General features: G+C 66.4%; 16 protein-coding genes and 2 tRNA genes. 4 read left to right on the top strand and 14 right to left on the bottom strand.

Translation table 11 applies throughout. The annotated features are described in order from the left end of the window. The first annotated feature begins 2858 nt into the window (after positions 1-2858). Positions 2859-8780: a GH36-type glycosyl hydrolase domain-containing protein gene (locus ACILRJ_RS13375; RefSeq protein WP_395683862.1), complete on the top strand. Its 5922-nt coding sequence runs from the start codon at positions 2859-2861 to the stop codon at positions 8778-8780. Between the two features lie 329 nt (positions 8781-9109). Here ACILRJ_RS13375 and ACILRJ_RS13370 read toward each other — a convergent pair. From ACILRJ_RS13370 to ACILRJ_RS13330, 9 genes are all read right to left on the bottom strand, one after another. After that, a tRNA-Cys gene (locus ACILRJ_RS13370) sits at positions 9110-9183 on the bottom strand. An 83-nt stretch (positions 9184-9266) separates the two neighbouring features. Beyond that, positions 9267-9342, bottom strand: a tRNA-Gly gene (locus tag ACILRJ_RS13365). 90 nt (positions 9343-9432) lie between these two features. Next, entirely contained in the window at positions 9433-9993 is a 561-nt protein-coding gene (pgsA, locus tag ACILRJ_RS13360; RefSeq protein ID WP_395683861.1) for a CDP-diacylglycerol--glycerol-3-phosphate 3-phosphatidyltransferase, read from the bottom strand. Positions 9994-10009: 16 nt separating this feature from the next. Further along, positions 10010-11911 carry an excinuclease ABC subunit UvrC gene (uvrC, locus tag ACILRJ_RS13355; protein ID WP_395683693.1) on the bottom strand — a complete coding sequence of 634 codons (1902 nt, stop codon included), beginning with the start codon at positions 11909-11911 and terminating at the stop codon, positions 10010-10012. An 87-nt stretch (positions 11912-11998) separates the two neighbouring features. Beyond that, complete coding sequence (locus tag ACILRJ_RS13350; protein ID WP_395683692.1) at positions 11999-12199, bottom strand: CsbD family protein; 201 nt, start codon at positions 12197-12199, stop codon at positions 11999-12001. 43 nt (positions 12200-12242) lie between these two features. Beyond that, positions 12243-12578 (bottom strand): BON domain-containing protein, encoded by a 336-nt coding sequence (locus ACILRJ_RS13345; RefSeq protein WP_395683691.1) that lies wholly within the window; start codon positions 12576-12578, stop codon positions 12243-12245. A 137-nt stretch (positions 12579-12715) separates the two neighbouring features. Further along, positions 12716-12985: a hypothetical protein gene (locus tag ACILRJ_RS13340; RefSeq protein ID WP_395683690.1), complete on the bottom strand. Its 270-nt coding sequence runs from the start codon at positions 12983-12985 to the stop codon at positions 12716-12718. A gap of 123 nt (positions 12986-13108) precedes the next feature. Beyond that, complete coding sequence (locus tag ACILRJ_RS13335; RefSeq protein WP_395683689.1) at positions 13109-13840, bottom strand: Crp/Fnr family transcriptional regulator; 732 nt, start codon at positions 13838-13840, stop codon at positions 13109-13111. A 151-nt stretch (positions 13841-13991) separates the two neighbouring features. Continuing rightward, a complete protein-coding gene (locus ACILRJ_RS13330; RefSeq protein ID WP_395683688.1) occupies positions 13992-14696 on the bottom strand; it encodes a Crp/Fnr family transcriptional regulator in 705 nt (234 codons plus the stop codon). Between the two features lie 388 nt (positions 14697-15084). On the opposite strand from ACILRJ_RS13330, the gene ACILRJ_RS13325 reads away from it, so the two are divergent. Further along, positions 15085-15282 carry a hypothetical protein gene (locus tag ACILRJ_RS13325; protein WP_395683687.1) on the top strand — a complete coding sequence of 66 codons (198 nt, stop codon included), beginning with the start codon at positions 15085-15087 and terminating at the stop codon, positions 15280-15282. Here ACILRJ_RS13325 and ACILRJ_RS13320 read toward each other — a convergent pair whose 3' ends face one another. Further along, positions 15283-16527 carry an acyl-CoA desaturase gene (locus ACILRJ_RS13320; RefSeq protein WP_395683860.1) on the bottom strand — a complete coding sequence of 415 codons (1245 nt, stop codon included), beginning with the start codon at positions 16525-16527 and terminating at the stop codon, positions 15283-15285. Between the two features lie 279 nt (positions 16528-16806). On the opposite strand from ACILRJ_RS13320, the gene ACILRJ_RS13315 reads away from it, so the two are divergent. Beyond that, complete coding sequence (locus ACILRJ_RS13315) at positions 16807-17664, top strand: diguanylate cyclase domain-containing protein (protein ID WP_395683686.1); 858 nt, start codon at positions 16807-16809, stop codon at positions 17662-17664. A gap of 54 nt (positions 17665-17718) precedes the next feature. On the opposite strand, the gene ACILRJ_RS13310 is transcribed toward ACILRJ_RS13315, so the two are convergent. After that, positions 17719-18204 (bottom strand): low molecular weight protein-tyrosine-phosphatase, encoded by a 486-nt coding sequence (locus tag ACILRJ_RS13310; protein WP_395683685.1) that lies wholly within the window; start codon positions 18202-18204, stop codon positions 17719-17721. A gap of 5 nt (positions 18205-18209) precedes the next feature. Beyond that, positions 18210-18989: a 3-deoxy-manno-octulosonate cytidylyltransferase gene (gene kdsB, locus ACILRJ_RS13305; protein WP_395683684.1), complete on the bottom strand. Its 780-nt coding sequence runs from the start codon at positions 18987-18989 to the stop codon at positions 18210-18212. 190 nt (positions 18990-19179) lie between these two features. Between kdsB and ACILRJ_RS13300 the strand changes: the two genes are divergently transcribed. Further along, positions 19180-20067 carry a DMT family transporter gene (locus ACILRJ_RS13300; protein ID WP_395683859.1) on the top strand — a complete coding sequence of 296 codons (888 nt, stop codon included), beginning with the start codon at positions 19180-19182 and terminating at the stop codon, positions 20065-20067. A gap of 40 nt (positions 20068-20107) precedes the next feature. Here the strand turns inward: ACILRJ_RS13300 and ACILRJ_RS13295 are convergent, their stop codons facing one another. Together ACILRJ_RS13295 and ispG are read right to left on the bottom strand one after the other, a co-directional pair. After that, complete coding sequence (locus ACILRJ_RS13295; protein ID WP_395683683.1) at positions 20108-20830, bottom strand: phosphatase PAP2 family protein; 723 nt, start codon at positions 20828-20830, stop codon at positions 20108-20110. Continuing rightward, positions 20820-22070: a flavodoxin-dependent (E)-4-hydroxy-3-methylbut-2-enyl-diphosphate synthase gene (ispG, locus tag ACILRJ_RS13290; protein ID WP_395683682.1), complete on the bottom strand. Its 1251-nt coding sequence runs from the start codon at positions 22068-22070 to the stop codon at positions 20820-20822. The genes ACILRJ_RS13295 and ispG overlap by 11 nt, the downstream gene beginning before the upstream one ends. Between the last annotated feature and the right edge of the window lie 38 nt (positions 22071-22108).

Here is a 22108-nt window from a genome sequence, read left to right as displayed (position 1 = left end):
ACCACGGGCCATCAATCGGGGCGCCATCGCCGACTGCGGAAACGAACGCCGCGATATCTGTCATTGTGCGTGCTTCACCGACCATCGGATCGAGCCGAACCTTCGCGTACGTCGCGGCCGCCGATTCTCAGCCGGCATTCAGTGACGGATCGCTATCTGAATGATTCGACGCGACGGCGTCGCGCCTCATCGCGCGTCTCGCCCCGCATGCACGAACCCACACGAGGCAAATAGTGCCATTCATCGGATCCGGTCGACGACGTCATGCCCCCACCGCCTTCGTGGTGGGCGAAGAACCCCTGCGTTCGGAGCTGCTCAACGCCGAGCAACTCGAGGAACGCGGCCGCGAGCTGGCCACTGAACACGCCGCGGAAACGTCACGCTCGAAGCAGGATTTCCTGTTGCCGCGCCTGGCGCAGAACGAACAGGTCATTCGCGACACCTGCAGCGTACTCGCCGAAGCGATCAAGGGCGGCAACAAGGTCACGCCGGCGGGTGAGTGGCTGCTCGACAATCTGTATCTGATCGACGAGCAGGTGCGCATGGCGCGCCGGCATCTCCCGGCGAAGTACAGCTGGCAGTTGCCGATCCTCACGCAGGGCATCTCCGAAGGCCTGCCGCGCGTCTACGACATGGCGCTCAATGCGATTTCGCACGGCGACGGGCGATTCGACGAAGGCTCGCTGCGACGCTTCATGCTCGCCTACCAGGAAACGACGCCGCTTACCCTCGGCGAACTGTGGGCGATACCGATCATGCTGCGGCTGGCGTTGATCGAGAATCTCCGGCGCGTGGCCGCGCGCGTGCGCTCCGACCGCCTCGACCGCGACGCAGCGACGCGCTGGGCCGAAGCGATGATGGAGGCGATCCGGCACGACCCCACGGACCTGATCCTCGTCGCCGCGGACATGGCACGCGAAAAGCCGCCGATGAGCGCCTCGTTCGTGTCGGAACTTGCGCGGCGCTTGCAGCCACTGGGCGAGGCGCTGTCGTTGCCGATGACGTGGATCAACCAGCGGCTCGCGGGTTCCGGCGTCACCAGCGAACAGCTGGTGCAGAACTCGCAGCACGAACTCGCGATCGACCAGGTATCCATCAGCAACTGCATCGGCAGCCTTCGCCTGCTGGATTCGCTTGACTGGAAGCTGTTCGTCGAGGCCGTCAGCGACGTCGAGCGCATCCTGCAGCGCGATCCGTCAGGGATCCATCCACGCATGGATTTCTCGACGCGCAATACGTACCGCGAAGCCGTGGAGCAGCTCTCGCGCAAGTCGGAGATCGGCGAATTGCAGGTGGCCGGGGCTGCCCTGGCGCTCGCCGAAGAACACGCGGGGCCCGCGGCACCGCATGACCCGCAAGCGCACGTCGGGTACTACCTCGTCGACGATGGAGTGCCGCTGCTGGAACGACGCCTGGGGATCCGTCCGGCCTGGCATCGGACGACATCGGCAGCATCGGGCAAGCTCCGGTTCGCCTGGTACCTTGCCGCGGTAGTCGCACTGACATCCTGCCTGCTGGTCGCTCCCGCAATGGAACTGGCCAGTGTCTCGTCGCCATGGTGGCTCGCCGGACTCGCCCTGCTGTGCGCGACGATTGCCATGAGCGACGTCGCGGTCGCGATGGTGAACCGCGTTTCCGCGCTGATGGTCGCTCCCCGGCAGCTGCCGCGGCTGGACCTGCGCACGGGCATTCCTGACGAGGGCCGCACGCTCGTCGTCGTGCCTACCCTGCTCACATCTCCCGACGATGCGTGGCGCCTCGCGGACGATCTCGAAGTCCGTTACATGGCCAATCGGGATCCGAACCTGCGCTTCGCCCTCCTCACCGACTTCGCCGATGCACCGGACGAATCCGCACCGTCCGATACGATCATCCTGGAGGCCGCGCTGTCCGCCGTGCGACAGTTGAACGAGCGCCATGCCGAACGGCCATTCTATCTGCTGCACCGCGCGCGCCGCTGGAATGCCTCCGAGCGCTGCTGGATGGGCTACGAGCGCAAGCGCGGCAAGCTCGCCGATCTCAACGCGCTGTTGCGCGGCGATGCGGGCGGACGCTTCGCCACGACGGTCGGCGAACTCGATGACCTGCGTGGCATCCGCTACGTGATCACGCTGGATACCGATACGCAACTGCCACGCGATTCGGCGCGGGCGCTGGTCTCCGCCATGCTGCATCCGCTCAATCACCCTCGCCGCAGGTCGACGGACGCTGGCGCGCGGGCCGGCTACGCGATTCTCCAGCCTCGCGTCGGCAACGCACTTTCGCCGGAAGGCGCATCGCAGTACGCATCATTGTTCGGCGGCGAATCCGGCATCGATCCCTACACGCGAGCAACGTCTGACACCTACCAGGACCTGTTCGACGAAGGCTCCTTCATCGGCAAGGGCATCTACGAAGTCGACACGTTTTCCGAGGCGCTGGACGACCGCTTTCCCGAGAATCGCATCCTCAGCCACGACCTGCTGGAAGGCTGCATCGTCCGCTCCGGCCTCGCCACCGGCATCGAAGTCTACGAACACTATCCACAGGGATACCTGGTCGACTCCAAGCGCCGGCATCGCTGGGTCCGCGGTGATTGGCAGATCGCCGGATGGCTGCTGCCACGCGTACCGGGCCCGGCAGGATCGGTACGCAATCCGCTTTCGGCGCTCTCGCGCTGGAAGATCTTCGACAATCTGCGTCGCAGCCTCGTCCCCGTCGCAACCCTGGCCTTGTTGCTGATCGCATGGTTCGCTTCGACGTCACCGGCCTTCTGGACGGTCGTCGTCCTCGAAGTCCTGCTGCTGCCTGTCCTGTTCGACACCGCGCTCGCGCTCGGCCGCCCGTTCGGCGAGGCGTCGTTCGCATTGCATGTACGCATGGCGTGCGCCGATGCGCTTCGACGCATCGCGCAGGTGACATTCTCCGCGGCGTGCCTGCCGTTCGAATCCTGGCAAAGCCTCGATGCGATCCTGCGAACGCTGTGGCGCATCCATGTCTCGCGGCGAAAGCTGCTGGAATGGACCACGAGCGGTACCCTCGAGCGCCTGGATCGCAACCGGTTGTCCGCGACGTTCCGCGCGATGTGGCCAGCGCCCGCCGCGGCGATCGCGATCGGTTGTGCGCTGCTTCCGCACGGAACGCTGCCGTTCGCCGTCGCATGGCTCGTGCTGTGGGCGGGTTCACCCGCGTTCGCGTGGTATCTCAGCAGGCCACCGACGCGCCCGGACGAGGTACTCGACGCCGACGAGCTTGCCTTCGCGCGCGGCGTGGCACGCCGGACATGGAATTTCTTCGATCGATTCGTCGGCGCCGAAGACCATTGGCTGCCGCCCGACAACCACCAGCAACAGCCGATCGTCCGGACCGCGCATCGAACATCGCCGACAAACATCGGCATGTACCTGCTGGCCGCCCTCGCGGCACACGACCTTGGTTACCTATCGCTGGGCCAGTTGATCGAGCGTATGCGCAAGACCTTCGACACGATGGCACGCCTGCCACGCCATCGCGGTCACTTCCTCAACTGGTACGACACCACGAACTTGCAACCGCTTGCACCCGCGTACGTGTCGACGGTGGACAGCGGCAACCTGGCCGCGCACCTGCTGACGCTGCGGCAGGGACTGCTCGAATGCATCGACGCGCCCGTGGTGGGTGGCCACTGGATCGATGGCATTCGCGACACGCTCGCGGTCGCGCGCGAAGCGGCACCCGGCGAGCATCCGTTGTGGACACGCCTTGCGGCAGAACTCGACTCAGTCGACACGGCCGAGTCTTCCTCGCCACGTGCCATGCATGCCGCTCTTGTCAGGCTCCGCACCGCGCTGGAGTCGCGCATCGACGACTCCGTCCCGCCGGCGCGCGATTGGCACGATGCGATCTGCCGGCAAGTCGACGCACGGCTCGCCGACCTGGTCGCATTCGTCCCGGCGGAACTGCTGTCCGGCGCCGTCGACGCCGCAAAAGCCGCGAGCCTGCGCGACCTGGCGCGTTCCGATTCGGAATGCGGCACGACATGCCGGGCCGCGATCCAGGCCGTGGAAGCACTGGTCGCGCAGTGTGCGGAGTTCGCGCGCGCGGATTTCGAATTCCTGTTCGACCCTGCGCGCTCGCTGTTCACGATCGGATACAACGTCGACGACCGCCGCGCCGACGCGGGCTTCTACGACCTGCTTGCCTCCGAGGCACGCCTCGGCGTTTTCGTGGCCATCGCGCAGGGCGCGGTGCCGCAGGACGCGTGGTTTGCGCTCGGCCGACTGCTCACGTCCGAGGCGGGGCGCCAGGTGCTGCTGTCGTGGAGCGGCTCGATGTTCGAATACCTGATGCCGCAACTCGTCATGCCGACGTTCGCGCGCACGCTGATCGACGAAACCTGCCGCGCCGCGATCGACCGCCAGATCGCCTACGCCCGCGCGCACGGCGTTCCGTGGGGGATTTCCGAGTCGGGCTACAGCGTCACCGACGCCGCGCAGAACTACCAGTATCGTGCATTCGGTGTCCCCGGCCTCGGACTGCAGCGCGGACTCTCGCAGGAACTCGTGATCGCGCCGTACGCAAGCGCGCTCGCGTTGCCGTTCGCACCACGCACCGCGCTGTCCAACCTGCGCGAGATGGCATCGAGCGGCTGGCTTACCGAGTGCGGCTACTACGAGGCGATCGACTTCACGCCCGCCAGGCTTCCGCGCGGCGAGACCAGCGCGATCGTGCGATCGCACATGGCGCACCACCAGGGCATGACCCTGCTGGCGATCCTGCAGGTCGTCTGCGACCGCCCGATGCAGCGACGGTTCCGCGCCGACGCGCAGTTGCAGGCTACGATGCTGCTGCTGCAGGAGCGCATTCCACGCGCCGCGATCGACTGGGCGAGCGATCCGGCGATGGTCGACATCCGCAGCGCCGAAGACGCGCCGCAAACGGCGATGCGCGTCTTTTCCCAGGCGGACCTGCCCCGCCCTGCCGTCCAGCTGATGACGAACGGCCGCTACCACGTGATGGTCAGCAACGCCGGGGGCGGCTACAGCCGATGGCAGGATATCGCCGTCACGCGGTGGCAGGAGGACGCAACACGCGATGCGGCCGGGGTGTTCTGCTACCTGCGCGACTGCGACACGGGCAAGGTATGGTCGACTACGCATCAGCCGACGCTGGCGCCGGTGGATTTCTCCGAGGCGGTGTTCACCGAATCGGCGGTCGAGTTCCGCCGGCGACTCGACGATATCGAAGTGCACACGCAGATCGTCGTGTCGCCGGAGGATGACATCGAGCTTCGCCGCATCCGCATCACCAACCGCGCACGTACGGTTCGCACGATCGAAGCGACCAGCTACACGGAGATCGTGCTGGCTCCGGCCATCGCCGATGCGCTGCACCCGGCCTTCAGCAACCTGTTCGTCGAGACGGAGATATTGCCCGACCGCGCCGCGGTGGTGGCCACCCGCCGCCGCGCTTCAAGCGACCAGCCGCAACACTGGATGATGCACGCGCTGTCGCTGCACGGCGCCGACAGCCTGGATACATCGTTCGAGACGGACCGCATGGCATTCATCGGCCGCGGCAACGCGCTCGATCACCCCGCCGCGCTGCGCACGGCGGGGCCATTGAAAGGCAACGCCGGTGCCGTACTCGACCCGATGGCAGCAATCCGGCATGCGGTAGCACTCGCGCCCGACCAGACCGCGGTACTCGACCTCGTGCTCGGCGTCGCAGCAACGCGCGAGCAGTGCCTCGCATTGGTCGACAAGTATCGCGACCGCCACCTCGCCGATCGCGCGATCGACATCGCCTGGACGCACAGCCGCATCGTCCTCGGGCAGATCAACATCAGCGAAGTCGAGGCGCAGACCTACGGTCGACTCGCCGGCGCGCTGCTGTACGCCGATCCGGCGCGGCGCATTTCCGCAGCGACGATCGCCGCCAACCGGCTCGCGCAGCCCGGGCTGTGGCCGTTCGCGATCTCGGGCGACCACCCGATCGTGCTCCTGCAGATGTCGGGCGCGCAGAATCTCCTGCTGGTGCGGCAACTCGTCGGCGCCCATGCCTATTGCCGCGCGAAAGGACTGACGTTCGACCTCGTCATCTGGAACGACGAACGCATCGGATACCGGCATGCGCTGAACGACGAAATCCTTTCGATCCTCACGACCGGTCCGGATTCCGCGATGCTCGAGCGGCCGGGCGGCGTGTTCGTGCGCTCGATCGACCAGCTCAACCACGAGGACCGCGTGCTGATGCAGTCGGTGGCGCGCGCGGTGTTCAACGACGCCAACGGATCGCTGGCCGAGCAACTGGCGAACGACCGCACGCTGGCGACGGAGATGGTCGTGCCGCGGTTCGTCCCGACCCGCAACCGCGACGACGCAAGGACTCCGACGGAAATTCCGCCTCCGCCAACAATGCTCGACAACGGCCTCGGCGGATTTTCCGCGGATGGGCGCGAGTACGTGATCCGCATCGACGGCACGCGACGAACGCCGCTGCCGTGGGTCAACGTGATCGCCAATCCGCGTTTCGGCAGCGTCGTGTCGGAGGCAGGGTCGGCCTACACGTGGATGGACAATGCGCACGAGTACCGCCTGTCGCCGTGGAGCAACGATCCGGTCTGCGACCCGGGCGGCGAGGCGTTCTACATCCGCGACGAGGAAAGCGGGCACTTCTGGTCGCCTACGCCGGGCCCTGCGGGCGGGGACGGCGCGTACGTCGTCCGACACGGCTTCGGCTACAGCATCTTCGAGCACGTCGAGAACGGACTCTCCAGCCACCTTCGCATGCACGTCGATCCGGATGCGCCGGTGAAATTCTTCATGCTGCGCGTGCGCAACCAGTCCGGCCGCACGCGCAGGCTGTCGATCACGGGATATGTCGAATGGGTGCTCGGCGACCTGCGCGAAAAAACGGCGATGCACGTCGTGACCGAACTCGATGCGAGCGGCGCCCTGCTCGCCCGCAACGCCTACAGCATCGAATACCCCGACTACGTCGCGTTCTTCGACGTCGACAATCCGCAGCGCACACTGAGTGGCGACCGCGCCGAATTCATCGGCCGCAATGGATCGTTGCGCAATCCGGCGGCGATGGGCCGGCAGACCCTGGGCGGGCGCCTGGGCGCGTCGATGGACCCGTGCGGCGCAATCCAGTTTCCACTCGAGCTCGTTGACGGAGAGACGCGCGACATCATCTTCCGCCTGGGTGCGGGCCGCGACAAGGCGGAAGCGGTCGCATTGATCCGGCGCTTCCGCCAGAACGGAACCGCGCGTGCATCGCTCGATGCCTGCCATGCGCGCTGGCACCGGCTGTTGGGAGCGGTGCAGGTGCGCACGCCCGATCCGACGCTCGACGTGCTCGCGAACGGCTGGCTGCTCTACCAGGTCATCTCGTGCCGACTTTGGGGACGCAGCGGCTTCTACCAGTCGGGCGGCGCGTTCGGATTCCGCGACCAGTTGCAGGACGCGATGGCCGTCGTGCATGCCGATCCGGGCCTGTTGCGCAACCAGATCCTGCAGTGCGCTTCGCGTCAGTTCATCGAGGGTGATGTGCAGCACTGGTGGCATCCGCCCGCCGGGCGCGGAGTGCGCACCCGATGCTCGGACGACTACCTTTGGCTCCCGCTCGCGGTGGCCCGCTACCTGGAATCGACTGGCGACACGACCATCCTCGACCAGTCGATCGGGTTCCTCGACGGGCGGCGCCTCAAGGAAGGCGAAGAGTCCTACTACGACATGCCGCTGCGGTCGTCGCAGAGCGCCGACCTGTACGAGCACTGCCGGCGCGCGATACGGCACGCGTTGCATACGGGCGTGCACGGTCTTCCACTGATCGGCTCCGGCGACTGGAACGACGGCATGAACAATGTCGGCCGCCTGGGCAAGGGTGAGAGCGTGTGGCTGGGGTTCTTCCTGCACGAGGTGCTGGAGAAATTCCGCAGCGTGTCCGAGCTTCGATCGGACCACGCCTTCTCGCAGCTATGCGGCCAGCATGCGGAGCGGCTCGCCGACGCGATCGAGAAGAACGCCTGGGACGGCGAATGGTACCTGCGCGCCTATTTCGACGACGGCACGCCCTTGGGTTCTGCCCGCAATGCAGAGTGCCGCATCGACGCGGTCTCGCAGAGCTGGGCGACGCTTTCCAAAGTCGGTGCGGCGGACCGCGTCACGAAGGCGCTGGATGCGCTGGATGATCAGCTCGTCGACGAACGATCGGGCCTGATCCGCTTGCTCACTCCGCCTTTCGACGTCAGCGAACCTGATCCGGGTTACATCCGCGGTTACCTCCCGGGCGTGCGCGAGAATGGTGGCCAGTACACGCATGCGGCGATCTGGACGGTCATGGCGTTCATCGATGCCGGACGCACGGACCGCGCCTGGCAGTTGTTCGACCTGATCAATCCCGTGCGCCACGGCATGTCCGCATCGACGATCGACACCTGGCGCGTGGAGCCCTATGTGGCCGTCGCCGACGTGCTCTCGATCGATCCGCACCAGGGACGCGGAGGCTGGAGCTGGTACACCGGATCGGCCGGCTGGATGTATCGCCTGATCCTCGAATCCATGCTCGGCATCCGGCTGGAAGGCTCGCGGTTGCGGATCGAGCCACGGATCCCGTCGCACTGGGACGGCTTCTCGGTTACCTACTCGCACGGGAATGCGCGTTACGAGATCCAAGTCGAGCGCACCAGCGATCTGCCCGAGACTCCGGAACAGGAACAGTACGTACCCCTGGCGCATGCCGATTCTGCCGGCGAGCTCGAACATGCATTCAGCTCGAATGGCCATCGGGTCAGCGTGCGCAGGCTCAAGCCGTAGGCTACGGTTCGCCGCTGCCGGAAATTGCTCCTGCATTTCCGATCCGCATGGATGTGGGAAGTGTTCGTGCACGCCGGGAGCGTGCGCGAACCGGCATTCGGACCATCCATGGCCAAGCCGGAAATTGCTCCTGCATTTCCGACCCACATGGATGTGGGAAGTGTTCGTGCACGCCGGGAGCGTGCGCGAACCGGCATTCGGACCATCCATGGTCGTCAAGCCGGAAATTGCTCCTGCATTTCCGGCATTCGGACCATCCATGGTCGTCACAAAAAACCCGCATTCCTGCGGGTTTGGTGGATGGCACTAGATGCCATCGGACGACAATGTGGAGGCTTGGGTCGGAATCGAACCGGCGTACGCGGATTTGCAGTCCGCTGCATGACCACTCTGCCACCAAGCCAGTGGCTGTCGCACCATCAGTGCATCTTGCGATGTTCCGCAGAAAAACAAAACCCCGGCCGAACCGGGGTTTCGTCTGCAATCTGGAGCGGGAAACGAGACTCGAACTCGCGACCCCGACCTTGGCAAGGTCGTGCTCTACCAACTGAGCTATTCCCGCGTGGGACGCGCATATTACTGTGTGGCGCTCCGGTGTCAACCCCGGGAAGCGCTTTGGGCATGATCGATGCAGCAAGCACCCGCTTGCGCCTCAACGCTGCTGGCGCAGCACCGGCCAGGCGGCGCGCACGTATTGCAGGCCGGACCAGATGGTCAGCGCCGCGGCGACCACCAGCAGGGTCTCGCCGACGTAGAACGGTCGCAGGCTCTCGAGATCGTGCTGGTACAGCAGCACCACGATCGCGACGATCTGCATCACGGTCTTGATCTTGCCGACGCTCGCGACGCGCACCGTTGCGCGCTGGCCGATCTCGGCCATCCACTCGCGCAGCGCCGAGATGCTGATCTCGCGCCCGACGATCACCGCGCTGGTCACCGCGAGCAACGGCGTCGGGTTCTCCTGCACCAGCAGGAACAGCGTCACCGCGACCATCAGCTTGTCGGCGACCGGGTCGAGAAAGGCGCCGAACGCCGAGCCCATGTTCCAGCGCCGGGCCACCCAGCCGTCGAGCCAATCGGTGATCGCGGCGGCAATGAAGATCAGCGCCGCGGCGATGTTCGCGCCGCGGAACGGCGCGTAGAACACGATCACCATCACCGGCAGCAGCACGATGCGGAACAGCGTCAGCGCGGTAGGGATCGTGATGTACACGGGTTTGCGGGCTGCGTCATCCATGGAAGGTCGCGTAGATGCGTTCGGCGAGTTGTCTGTTGATCCCGGTCACCTGCATGAGTTCCTCGATACCCGCTTTCGACAGCCCGCCAAGGCCGCCGAAGTGTTTCAGCAGGGCCGAGCGGCGACGCGCGCCGACGCCGGCGATTTCCTCCAGCGTACTCGCTTCACGCGCCTTTTCTCGCCTGCCACGATGGCCGGTGATGGCGAAACGGTGCGCCTCGTCGCGCACCGCCTGCACCAGGTGCGAGGCCGGCGATTCCGGGCCCGGGAACAGGGTGCGGCCGGAGTGGCCGACGATCAAGGTCTCGTCGCCGGCGCGACGCGCCTCGCCTTTCGCCACGCCGACGATCGGCACGCCCTCGATGCCGAGTTCGTTGAGGACGTCGAGCGCCTGCTGCCGCTGGCCCTTGCCGCCGTCGATCAGCAGGAGGTCGGGCAGGCGTGCCATCAGGGGCGGCTTCGCTGTCGCAGCGGACGCATCGGCCGCCCGCGCTGCATCCGCAGCCGCTGTAGCGGCAGCGCTGGCGGCATCGTGCCGGAAACGCCGCTGCAGGGCCTGGCGCATCGCCGCATAGTCGTCGCCGGGCGTGATCCCCGTGATGTTGAAGCGACGATACTGGGATTTCTCCGGCCCTTCCGGTCCGAACACGACGCAGGACGCGACAGTCGCCTCGCCCATCGTGTGGCTGATGTCGAAGCACTCGATGCGCTGTGGCGTCTCGTCGAGCCCGAGCAGGTCGCGTAGTGCCTCGAACCGCGCGAGCAGGGTCTGCCGGCTGGCCAGGCGCGAGGCGAGCGCAGCTTCCGCATTGCGCCGCGCAAGGTCTAGGAAGCGCGCGCGATCGGTGCGCACGCTGGACTTGATCTCGACCGTGTGGCCGGCGTGCCCGGTCAGCGCCTCGGCCAGCGGCACCGCATCGGCCGGTGCGTGGCTCACGATCAGTTCGGCCGGAACCGGCCGCTCGAGGTAGTACTGCGCGATGAACGAGCCGAGGACCGCGCCTTCATCGGCCGCGCCGGCGAGGCGCGGGAAGAAGTCGCGCGAACCGAGACTGACGCCATTGCGGAAGAACAGCACGCTCACGCAGGCAACGCCGCCGCGCATCGCGCAAGCGATCACGTCCATGTCGGCGCTCGCGCCCTGCACGTAGTGGCGCGCCTGCACCCGTTTGACCGCGGCGATCCGGTCGCGGATCGACGCGGCGCGCTCGAACTTCAACTCTGCACTGGCGCGCTCCATCGTCGCGACCAGTTCGTCCATGACCGCGCCGGCGCGGCCATCGAGGAACATCTCGGCGTGACGCACGTCGGCGGCGTAGTCCGCAATCGTGACGAGTCCGACGCACGGGGCGGTGCACCGTCCGATCTGATGCTGCAGGCAAGGTCGCGAGCGATTGCGGAAATAGCTGTCCTCGCAGTTGCGGATGCGGAACAGCTTCTGGATCAGGTCGAGGCTCTCGCGCACCGCACCGGCGCTGGGAAACGGCCCGAAATACCGCCCGCCGCCACCGCGCGCGCCGCGATGGAACGCCAGCCGCGGGAAATCGCCGGTCGTGAGGTGGATGTAGGGGTAACTCTTGTCGTCGCGCAGGACGATGTTGTAGCGCGGCTTCAGGCTCTTGATCAGCTGCGCTTCGAGCAGCAGCGCCTCGGCCTCCGTGCGCGTGACCGTGGTTTCCATGCGCGCGATCTGGGCGACCATCGCGGCAATGCGCGGGTCCATCTTCGGCTTCAGGAAATAGCTGCCGACGCGCTTCTTGAGGTTGCCGGCCTTGCCGACATAGAGCAGTTCGTCGCGCGCATCGAACATGCGATAGACGCCGGGCGCCCCGGTCAGGTTGCGAACAAAGGTTTTACCGTCGAAGTGGACGGGCGCAGGGAGCGGTTCGGACATGCCGGAATAGTAAGGGAACGACGCCCGCAACCGGCGCCGAATTCCCGCCGCCCGACGCGGTGCGGCGGTCGGGCCGCGTCGGCAGTGCTACAGGTTGCGACCGAACTCCTCGACCTGGCGGTTCGCTTCGTCCTTTTCCAGACCGTAGCGTTCCTGGATCCTGCCGGAAAGATATTCACTGTTGCCATCGGCCACCTTGAGGTCCTTCTCGGTCAGCCTGCCCCATTTCGTCTTGAGTTTTCCGGTGAGCTTGTTCCACTGGACCTTGACCTGGTCTTCGACGTTCATGACCGTTCTCCTCGTGCACAAGAAATCCTGGTGAAAGCGGCGTTCAGTCCCTGGACTTGAGACCGGCCGCACGAACCATCCTGACGCCAGCCACGCTTTCCGCCGCCGCGACGGCTTTCCTGACCGCGGCGTCGTTGTCCAGCAAGCCGGCCAGGGTCACGACTCCATCGTTCGTCCTGACGCTGATATCGGCCGTCCTGATGCCTTCCTGGTTCGCCAGTTCGGTCCTGACCCGCGTCGTTATCCGATTGTCGACACGTGGCTGATCGAGGACCGCCTTCATTCCGCCACCGGAGGAAGCCGCTTGCTGGGCGAGCGCGATTCCAGCCGATCCGAACACGAGGATCGCCGAGAGAACGAGTGTCGACAGGGTTGGCATGTTCACGGATCACCTTCGGGAAAGAGCACCCTCACCGGGTGCGGCGGCGTTGCAGCAGCGGGTCGCGCCCGGGTCGGCAATCGCGCGGGAGACGTGCATGCCGGCCCAACGCGGAGCGCGGAAACCGCGAGGTCACGTCAGAAGACGATCGCACCCGCACAACGTTCGTCCCTGAATACGAGCAGGTCCTGCTGGATATCGGCGACTTGCGTACCGATTCCGTAGGTGCCGAGCAGATATTCGGCCGAGAGGTTCGGCGCGCTGCCGACGTCGCTGCAGACGACGTCGGTGGTGGCATTGAGCCACACCGTGACGTCGCCCGCCTCGCGCGCGCGTCCGATGGCATCGGCCAGCACGCCGACGTCGCTGAACAGCGATCCGATCCTTCGATTCCCGTGCAGGCGCATTGCGTGTCTCCGCTGGGCGCCTCTCGATGACGCGCTACGAAGACCAGCGTAGCGGCGCAACGTGGACCCGTCCGTGCGCTGGCGCACGTCGCGACCCGGGCCGCAGTTGTCGGACTTCAACGGTCAGCGCGAGTCCCTCTGCGCCGGGGCCGCCGAGGTCAACTCGCGCCGGTAGGTTTCGATGTCCGACCCGTAGCATGAGCATGCGGCAGCGGCGAGGCGTTCGCGGTCGATGATCGTCACGAGGCCGCGCTTGTAGCGGATCAGTTGGCGCGATTGCAGGATGCCGGCGGCCACGGTGACGCCGACCCGCCGCACGCCGAGAACGAAAGCGAGGAATTCCTGCGTCACCCGAAACGTATTGGACTGCGTGCGGTCCTGGGTCATCAACAACCAGCGCGCAAGCCGCTCCTCGACGACATGGAATCGCATGCAGGCCGCGGTCTGCGCGAGTTGGCACAGCAGCACCCGCAGATACCGGTCCAGCAACGGTCGCAACGCCGGCAAGTCGCGCAGATGGCGGCGGAATGTCGCGGATTTCATGCACCAGGCGGCACCGCCGTCCTTGACCGCCACGCGCAGGGGGAACGCCGCGCTGTCGCCGAGGATCGATGCGTACCCCCACATGCCTTCGCTTCCGATCATGCCGGTCTCGAGCGAACAGTGGCCATCGATGACGATCACGGTGGAGACGACGCAGCCGGTCGGGAAGTAGACGTTGCGCACGCGATCGCCCGGCTCGTGGAGGACCTCGCCGTGTACGAGTTGCACCGGTAGACAGTCGGCGGCGAAGCGGGCGCGCTGCATGGCCGGCAAGGCAGCGAGCAGACGATTGACGCGGTGCCCGGCTGGCATCGGAGTCCCGAGGTCATGTCACGGCGCACGTGTCGGCGCGGGGTGCCCGGTTCGTCGGCGGCCCTCGGGTCGTCGGACGCTGTACGGACGCCGGGACATTGCCTTCAATTGCAGGCGCCGTCGGTCCGGCAGCACACACAGTGACGGCGCGCTACGGCAGCAGGCGCAGGAATTCCTTGCGGACCACTTCGTAGCATTCGCATGCCATGAGTTCGAGGCGTGGCCGGTCGAGCACGCGTATGCGACCGCGGTTGTACTGGATGACGCCAGCGCGCTGCAGCTTGCCCGCGGCTTCGGTAACACCCTCCCGCCGCACGCCGAGCATGTTCGCGATCAATTCCTGGGTCATGGTCAGCTCGTTCGACGACAACCGGTCCAGGCTCATGAGCAGCCAGCGGCACAGTTGCTGGTCCACGGAATGATGGCGATTGCACACGGCCGTCTGGCCCATCTGCGTCAGCAATGCCTGCGTGTAGCGCAGGAACAGCTGTTGCACCTTTCCAGCCATGATGAACTCGTCGCGGATGAACTGGGCGCGCATGCGGAACGCATGGCCCGCACTCTGCACGACCGCGCGGCTGGGCGTCGTTCCACCGCCCATGAAGAGCGAAATGCCGACCAGCCCTTCGTTGCCGACGATTGCAATCTCGGCGGACGATCCGTCTTCCATCACGTACAGCAACGAGACGATCGAATCGGTCGGGAAGTAGACGTACGGCTGCTCGCTGCCCGACTCGTAGATGACATCACCGAGGCGCAGTTGTACGGGCGCGAGATTTGTCGCAAAACGCTCCCATTCCGCCTCGGGAATCGCGTTGAGCAGGTGGTTCTGTCTCGGATGGAGTGTCGCCGACATGGAAGACTCGACACGAGGAGGAGAGTTGGACTGCGCGGCGAATGCCAGCGCACTGTATGGTACCGCACATGCCATTCACACAACTTCATCTCGCGCAATCGATCGCAGCGCATGTGCGAATCGTCGGTGATCCGCGAAACCCGAATGGTCCCGGTGGCCGTCGGGATCCAGCACGGACACATGGTAAGGCCCGGCAAACACCGCAATCCGTACGTTTTCGCACATATCGCGACGGCGACACCGGCCTTTCATCCGCATCCGTTTTTCCCGCATCCACCTGGCTCGCCACCCTGCGTGCGCCATCGCACCGAAGCGGGTCGACCTAACGTGCATGATGAGCCCTAGCTCCGGCGCCTGCCGTGATGCGAATTCCTCCTGGAGCAAAAGCATGATCGTTGAATGGATCGCCAGTTCACTCGGGCTTCCGCACGAAGGCGAGCCGATCGAATTCTTCCTGGATGGGCGCGACGTGGCGCTCGAAGGCACGTATGTCCGGCAGATCTTCCAGACCCGCTGGAACGGCTACGAGGTCGACCGCGTGAGCACCTGGCGACCTTCCGAGGCGCGGACGCGAATTGCCGCCTGATCAACCGGCCGTGAGCGGTATGTGCGTTGCGCCCGGCCGGCCAGCCGCCGCACTCGTGCGATCCACATCCGGCGTCGCATCGCTTTGCAGGGAAATGGCGAAGTCCCGCAGCAAGCCGATGTTGCTGGCCTTGGCGGCATGCCGCCATTGCGAAAATTCTTCGGACGTCACGCGCAGGCGCCTGTCCATCAGAACCGCAAGCTGCGCGCGGAACTCGCACAGCAAGCGCACGACCGGACGCGAGTCGATCCAGGTTTCCAGCCGCTCGCGCTCGCCGGCCGCCAGCCAGCGCCCGCCATCGGCGAGGGCGCGACGCAACGGACCGGACAGCGACTGCCGGTCGCCACTGCCGTCATGGTCGCGCACGACCGGCAACATCACCTTGTTGTAGAAGTCGGTCATCACTTCGACGCGCGGAGCCAAGGTGGCCACTCGTGGCCGCCTCGCGTGGGCGTTCGCGCTCGCAGCCTCTCCGTTGGCGCCGACTGCGCAGCGGACGTCGGCCATGCGGAGCTTGTCCAGAACCCGTATCAGGAACCATCCGAGATCGAACTCGAAGCGGTGTACCGAGAATTTCGCCGACGCAGGAAAGGCATGATGATTGTTGTGCAATTCCTCGCCGCCCACCCACACGCCCCAGCGCACCAGGTTGGCCGAGCGATCCGCCGTCTCGAAGTTCCGGTAGCCGCGCCAATGGCCGATGCCATTGACGACGCCGGCACCCCAGAACGGAATCCAGATCATCTGCAACGCCCAGATCGCCATGCCGCCGACACCGAACAGGGCCAGGTTCACGAAGGCCAGCAACGTCGGCCCCCAGTTGCAATGCGGGGTGTAGACATGGCGCTCGATCCAGTCGTCGGGCACGCCGCGACCATACTTCAGCAGCAAGCGCTCGTCCGCTCGCGCATCGATGTACAACTCCGCGCCCTGCAGCAGGAGCTTGTCGACACCGAACACATGCGGGCTGTGGGGGTCCCGCGCGGTATCGCTGTATGCGTGGTGTTTGCGATGAATCGCGACCCATTCCCGGGTCACCATCGCGGTCGTCAACCAGATCCAGAACCTGAACGCATGTGCGAGAACCGGATGGAACTCGACCGCACGGTGGGTCTGGCTGCGATGCAGATACAGCGTCACCGCGATCACGGTGACTTGCGTCGCCGCCAGGAAATACGCGAGCCGCCAACCGATACCCGGCCCGGCGAAGCCGTGTGCCAGGAGATCCAACGAAGAATCGAGCATCGACAGACGATGCGTCGTCGCGCCCGAGCCTGTCTGTGCGATAGCGAACACAAGGGTTCTCCGGCGAAGCTGTCCGGCTCGAATTGCGATCCGCACAGGGGATCATTGTTTGCTACCGCACCGAGTCGCCGCGGGAAACCGTCCACACTGCGCGCGACGGCGTTGTGCCGTAATCGGATGGAATGAAATGGTTGGGCGCAATACTGCTGGTGGTACTGATCCCGCTGATGACCTTCCGGTGCGGAAAGTGCGCGGGCGACCAGCGAAAGCGGGCGATGGATGAACCCCGCGATCACGGATCGTCGCGCCCCGTCGTCGACGATGGAACCGCCGGCGCCGGTTGCGCGCAGCGACGAACACGTCGATGCCACGCCAGCCAGGCGATACGCAGCCGGCGCAACCGGTTGGCCGGAGCGATTGCTGCAAATGGCCTCACGCATGCGGCGAACCTGCCCGGAAGAAACCGATATCCTCTTGTGGGCGAACGAACTGGAGTCGCTGGCCGGGCATGCCGAAGACGAGGCCCGCAAGATCCATCGGCTGGAAAACGAGCTCACGTCAGCCCGCCTCGATCTGCGACTTGCCGAGCACCATCTGTTGGCCAGCGAAGCCCGCGGACAGGACGCGCGCCACACGGCGCTGCACGATCCGCTGACCGGACTTCCCAATCGCCATTCGTTCGAGGAGATCTCGGCCGAGGTGCTGGCAGGGCATGCAACCCGCACCCGTGAGTTCGGCCTCCTGTACATCGACCTGGACGGGTTCAAGGCGATAAACGACACCCATGGTCATTCGATCGGCGACGAGTTGCTCAAGGTGGTCGGTTCGCGGCTGTCGCACGGCGTCCGTTCGCAGGACTCGGTCTGCCGCCACGGTGGCGACGAGTTCGTGTGTCTCCTGCTCGACATACAGGACACTGAGCAAGTCGCGGCCATCGCCGACAAGCTGTTCGCAGCCGTATCCGCACCCTGCCAGATCGGGCCGCTCGCAGTGAGCGTTGCGCCCAGCATCGGGATCGCCCTTTATCCCGGCGACGGAGCCACCCTCGTCGATTTGCTCAGGAACGCCGACTGCGCGATGTTCAGAGCGAAGCTTCTGCGCCTGCGCCACGTCTTTTTCGGCGATTCTTCCGTGTAACACCATGGTCTCCCGCTCCGGCGGCGGTGACCGGTTGCGCAGCGAAGCCCATGATCATGTGGACCCGCGCATCTCCGCCCGCGGTGGCGACACGCGCATCCGATCGATCAATGCAACGACGCCGCCCCGCGCAAGTTCGATTACCCGCTCGAAGTCCGCCGCCGTGCCGTAGTAGGGATCCGGCAGTTCCCTGTCTCCGAGGAACAGCGCAGGCTCGACTCCGGTGCCGGGACGGCGGAACCGCTGCAACGCACGCAGGTTGACACGATCCATCGCCAGCACGAGATCGAAATGCTCGAAGTCCGCCGGCACGACCTGACGTGCGCGCAGCGCTCGCAGGTCGTAGCCATGCGCCGCGCCGGCGCGGATCGAGCGCGGGTCGGGCGGCTCGCCGACGTGGTAGTCCTCGGTGCCGGCGGAATCGAAATGGGCATCGAGGCCCGCTCGCGCGAACTCCGCGCGCGCGACCGCCTCGACGGTCGGCGATCGACAGATGTTTCCCATGCAGACAAACAGGATGCGCGGTATCGACTGGATCACGGGTTTTACGCCTGCAACTGCATGAGCGCGCGTTCGACGCGGGCCAGGTCTTCTGCGGTGTCGACGCCGGCCGGGAATGGCTCCGGCGCGATGCGCACCGCGATCGCGTGGCCGTGTTCGAGCGCGCGCAACTGCTCGAGCGATTCGAGTTTCTCCAGCGGCGTCGGCGCAAGCGCGGCGAAGCGGCGCAGGAAACCGGCGCGGTAGGCGTAGATGCCGATGTGGCGCAGGAAGGGCGAGTCGGGTGGCAACGCATTGCGATTGCGTGCAAACGCATCACGCGGCCACGGCAGCGGCGCGCGGCTGAAGTACAGCGCGCGGCCATCCGCCCGGCGCACGACCTTCACGCAATTCGGATCGAACAGTTCATCGACACCGGCCAGCGCCGTCGCCAGTGTCGACATCGGCGCATCGTCCGCGGCCAGCGCCGCGGCGACCGCCTGGATGCCGCTCGGTGGGGCGAGCGGTTCGTCTCCCTGGAGGTTGACGACGATCGCATCGTCGGCCCAACCAAGCGTGGTCGCGACCTCCGCGAGCCGGTCGCTGCCCGACGCGTGATCGGAGCGAGTCATCACCACCCGCACGTCGCTACCCGCAAGGGCGGCCTCGATGCGCGCATCGTCTGTCGCGACCACGACATCGCGGGCACCGGCGGCGCGCGCCCGGCGCGCGACGTGCACGATCATCGGCGTGCCGGCGATCGGCAGCAACGGTTTGCCGGGCAGGCGCGTCGAGCCGTGGCGCGCGGGAATCGCGACGACGAATGGCGTGGTCGAGTCGGTCATCGGCTTTCGCGCGGCGGAGAGTCGCCGGAAGCCTACCGGAGCCATCGGTGCCGCGTCGACAGGGCCGTCGCGTGGAAGTGGCCCCATGCGAAGCGTCGATCCGCTGCTAGACTGCAGGCGCCGCCCCTCGCAATCTGCATCCTTGAGCATTCCTGCCGTGGCCCGCGCGGCCGAACCGACCTCGCTGCCGCTGCGCGCCGTCGCGCTGATGATCGGCAGCGCCTGCAGCTTCGGCGTGATGGCGATCCTGATCCGCCACGCGTCGCATTCGCTGCACGCGTTCGAGATCGCGTTCTTCCGCAGCCTGTTTGGCGCGCTCGCGACCGCGCCGCTGCTGCTGCGCAGCGGCCTGCGCAGTCTCCACACGGATCGCCTGTGGTTCTACGTGATGCGTTGCGCGATCGGCACCGTCGGCATGCTCGCGGGCTTCTGGGCGATCGCCCACCTGCCGCTCGCGCAGGCAATCGCATTGTCGTACTCGTCGCCGTTGTTCGTCACGATCGGCGCGGTGATCTTCCTCGGGGAAGTCGTGCGGGCGCGACGCTGGAGCGCAGTGGTCGCCGGGTTCGTCGGCGTGCTCGTGATCGTGCGCCCGGGCACAGACGGTTTCACCGCGGCCAGCCTGGTTGCGCTGCTCGCTGCGGCGTCGACGGGCACGGTCACGATCAGCATCAAGTTCCTGTCGCGCAGCGATCCGCCCGACACGATCGTGCTGCTGACGACCTGGCTGTGGGTGCCGCTGTCGCTGCCGTTCGCACTGGCGGTGTGGCAGATGCCCGCGTCCACGCAATGGCCGGTGCTGGTGGTGATCGGCGTGCTCGGCACCCTCGGCCAGTATTTCTGGACGCACGCGCTGCGCCTCGCGGACGCATCGACGCTGGCGCCGTTCAGCTACCTGCAACTGGTCATCGTGTCGGTCCTCGCCTGGCTGGTGTTCGACGAGACGCTGGACCGCTACACCGTGCTCGGCGCAACGATCGTGATCGGCGCGAGCCTGTACATCGCGCGGCGCGAGGCACGCGTCGCGCGCGAACGCCGCATCGAAGCCCTGTCGGCGAAGGCCGAGCCACAGATCTGAGGAGCGTGCCCGCAACCGCGCGCTCGCAGCGCTTGCGCACTCAACCCTGCACTTTCCCCGGCCGGGAGAGTGCGTTCAAGCAAGGTCGCACCCCGCCGCGGAACACCAGCGCATAGATCGCGTACGCCCATGCGATCGCCGCCGCCCAGCCGGCAAGGATATCCGACGGATAGTGCACGCCAAGGTAGATCCGCGACAGGCCGACCAGCACGACGAATACGCTCATCGCGATCGCGACCGGCCAGCGCAGGCGCGTGTGCCAGCACAATAGCACCAGCACGCAGGCCAGCGTCATCGAGCCCATCGCATGCCCGCTCGGGAAGCTGTAGTTGCCTTCCGGCGCGATCGATTCCCACAGGCTCGGTCGGTCGCGCGCGAACAGCGGCTTGGCGCCGAGGTTGAGCAGCGCGGAACCGATGATCGCGAATCCGGCGAAGAGTCCTTCGCGCAGACGACGTTTCCAGCCGAGGACCACGACCAGCAGGATATCGAGCGGCACCACGCCGTACTGGTATCCCAGCGCGGCGACGACGACGAACAAGCGGTCGAAACCGGCGCGCTGCATGCCATGCGCGAACTCGAGCAGGGGAACGTCGAAGAAGAATCCCTCGCCCTCGCGCAGCTCATGCGCGAGCGCGCCGAAACCGGCCAGCGGCAGCAGGATGCCGACGAACACCAACAGGACCAGCAGGCCGTGCCGGCGCAGGAACGCGGCGCCGAAGCGCGCTTCGGCACGGACGACATGCCCGACCTCAGTCGGCATGCGCGCGTGCAGGGTAGCGACGCGCGACATAGTCCTCGACGATGCCGACGAACTCATGCGCGATGTTGTCGCCGCGCAGGGTCATCGCCTTGGCGCCATCGATGAACACCGGCGCCGCCGGCGCCTCGCCCGTACCCGGCAGCGAAATGCCGATGTCGGCATGCTTGGATTCGCCCGGTCCGTTGACCACGCAACCCATCACGGCGAGGGTCAGGTTCTCTACGCCGTCATACTTGATGCGCCACTCCGGCATTTTCGCGCGCACGTGCTCCTGCACGGTCTTGGCCAACTCCTGGAACAGCGTGCTCGTGGTGCGCCCGCAGCCGGGACACGCGGTGACCAGCGGCGTGAACGCGCGCAGGCCCATCGTCTGCAGCAGCTCCTGCGCGACGATCACCTCGCGCGTACGCGATTCGCCCGGCTCCGGCGTCAGCGAGATGCGGATCGTGTCGCCGATGCCTTCCTGCAGCAGCACGCCGAGCGCGGCGGTCGACGCGACGATGCCTTTCGAGCCCATGCCGGCTTCGGTCAGGCCGAGATGCAGCGCGTAGTCGCAGCGCGCGGCGAGATCGCGGTAGACCGCGATCAGTTCCTGCACGCCGGACACCTTGCACGACAGGATGATGCGATCGCGCGCGAGCCCGAGTTCCTCGGCGCGCGCAGCGGAGTCGAGCGCGGAGCGGATCAGCGCCTCGCGACCGACACGGGCAGCCTCCCAAGGCTCGGCCCGCGCATGGTTCTCGTCCATCAGCGCGGCGACCATCGACTGGTCGAGCGAACCCCAGTTCGCGCCGATGCGCACCGGCTTTTCGTACCTGAGCGCCGCCTCGATGATCGAGGCGAACTGGATGTCCTTCTTGCGGCCGAAACCGACATTGCCCGGATTGATGCGGTACTTGGCCAAGGCTTCGGCGCAGGCGGGTTCGCGATCGAGCAACTGGTGGCCGTTGTAGTGGAAGTCGCCGATCAGCGGCACGCCGACGCCCATCATGTCGAGTCGTTCGCGGATGCGCGGCACCGCGGCGGCAGCCTCCGGCTTGTCGACCGTGATGCGCACCAGCTCCGAGCCTGCGCGGGCGAGTTCGGCGACCTGCTTCGTGGTTGCCGCGACGTCGGCCGTGTCGGTGTTCGTCATCGACTGCACCACCACGGCGGCGGCGCCGCCGACGGTCACCCCACGGACCATGACGGGAACGCTGGCGCGGCGCGCGGCGGCGTGCGGACTGGCGGAAGAACTCATCGGAACGGCTGACTCCACTCGGCGCGCGGGCCCTGCCC

This window comes from Dokdonella sp. (assembly GCF_044227025.1).
Classification (GTDB): domain Bacteria; phylum Pseudomonadota; class Gammaproteobacteria; order Xanthomonadales; family Rhodanobacteraceae; genus Dokdonella_A.
This window is presented reverse-complemented; position numbering and strand designations above follow the sequence as displayed.

What these genes read in the sequence shown, in the direction of transcription:
- kdsB (WP_395683684.1), bottom strand. Translation starts at nt 18,989, where the DNA reads ATGACCGACTCGACCACGCCATTCGTCGTCGCGATTCCCGCGCGCCAC.
- ispG (WP_395683682.1), bottom strand. Translation starts at nt 22,070, where the DNA reads ATGAGTTCTTCCGCCAGTCCGCACGCCGCCGCGCGCCGCGCCAGCGTT.
- uvrC (WP_395683693.1), bottom strand. Translation starts at nt 11,911, where the DNA reads ATGTCCGAACCGCTCCCTGCGCCCGTCCACTTCGACGGTAAAACCTTT.
- ACILRJ_RS13325 (WP_395683687.1), top strand. Translation starts at nt 15,085, where the DNA reads ATGATCGTTGAATGGATCGCCAGTTCACTCGGGCTTCCGCACGAAGGC.
- ACILRJ_RS13350 (WP_395683692.1), bottom strand. Translation starts at nt 12,199, where the DNA reads ATGAACGTCGAAGACCAGGTCAAGGTCCAGTGGAACAAGCTCACCGGA.
- ACILRJ_RS13345 (WP_395683691.1), bottom strand. Translation starts at nt 12,578, where the DNA reads ATGCCAACCCTGTCGACACTCGTTCTCTCGGCGATCCTCGTGTTCGGA.
- ACILRJ_RS13315 (WP_395683686.1), top strand. Translation starts at nt 16,807, where the DNA reads ATGAACCCCGCGATCACGGATCGTCGCGCCCCGTCGTCGACGATGGAA.
- ACILRJ_RS13320 (WP_395683860.1), bottom strand. Translation starts at nt 16,527, where the DNA reads ATGCTCGATTCTTCGTTGGATCTCCTGGCACACGGCTTCGCCGGGCCG.
- ACILRJ_RS13340 (WP_395683690.1), bottom strand. Translation starts at nt 12,985, where the DNA reads ATGCGCCTGCACGGGAATCGAAGGATCGGATCGCTGTTCAGCGACGTC.
- ACILRJ_RS13335 (WP_395683689.1), bottom strand. Translation starts at nt 13,840, where the DNA reads ATGCCAGCCGGGCACCGCGTCAATCGTCTGCTCGCTGCCTTGCCGGCC.
- ACILRJ_RS13295 (WP_395683683.1), bottom strand. Translation starts at nt 20,830, where the DNA reads ATGCCGACTGAGGTCGGGCATGTCGTCCGTGCCGAAGCGCGCTTCGGC.
- ACILRJ_RS13375 (WP_395683862.1), top strand. Translation starts at nt 2,859, where the DNA reads ATGGCGTGCGCCGATGCGCTTCGACGCATCGCGCAGGTGACATTCTCC.
- ACILRJ_RS13330 (WP_395683688.1), bottom strand. Translation starts at nt 14,696, where the DNA reads ATGTCGGCGACACTCCATCCGAGACAGAACCACCTGCTCAACGCGATT.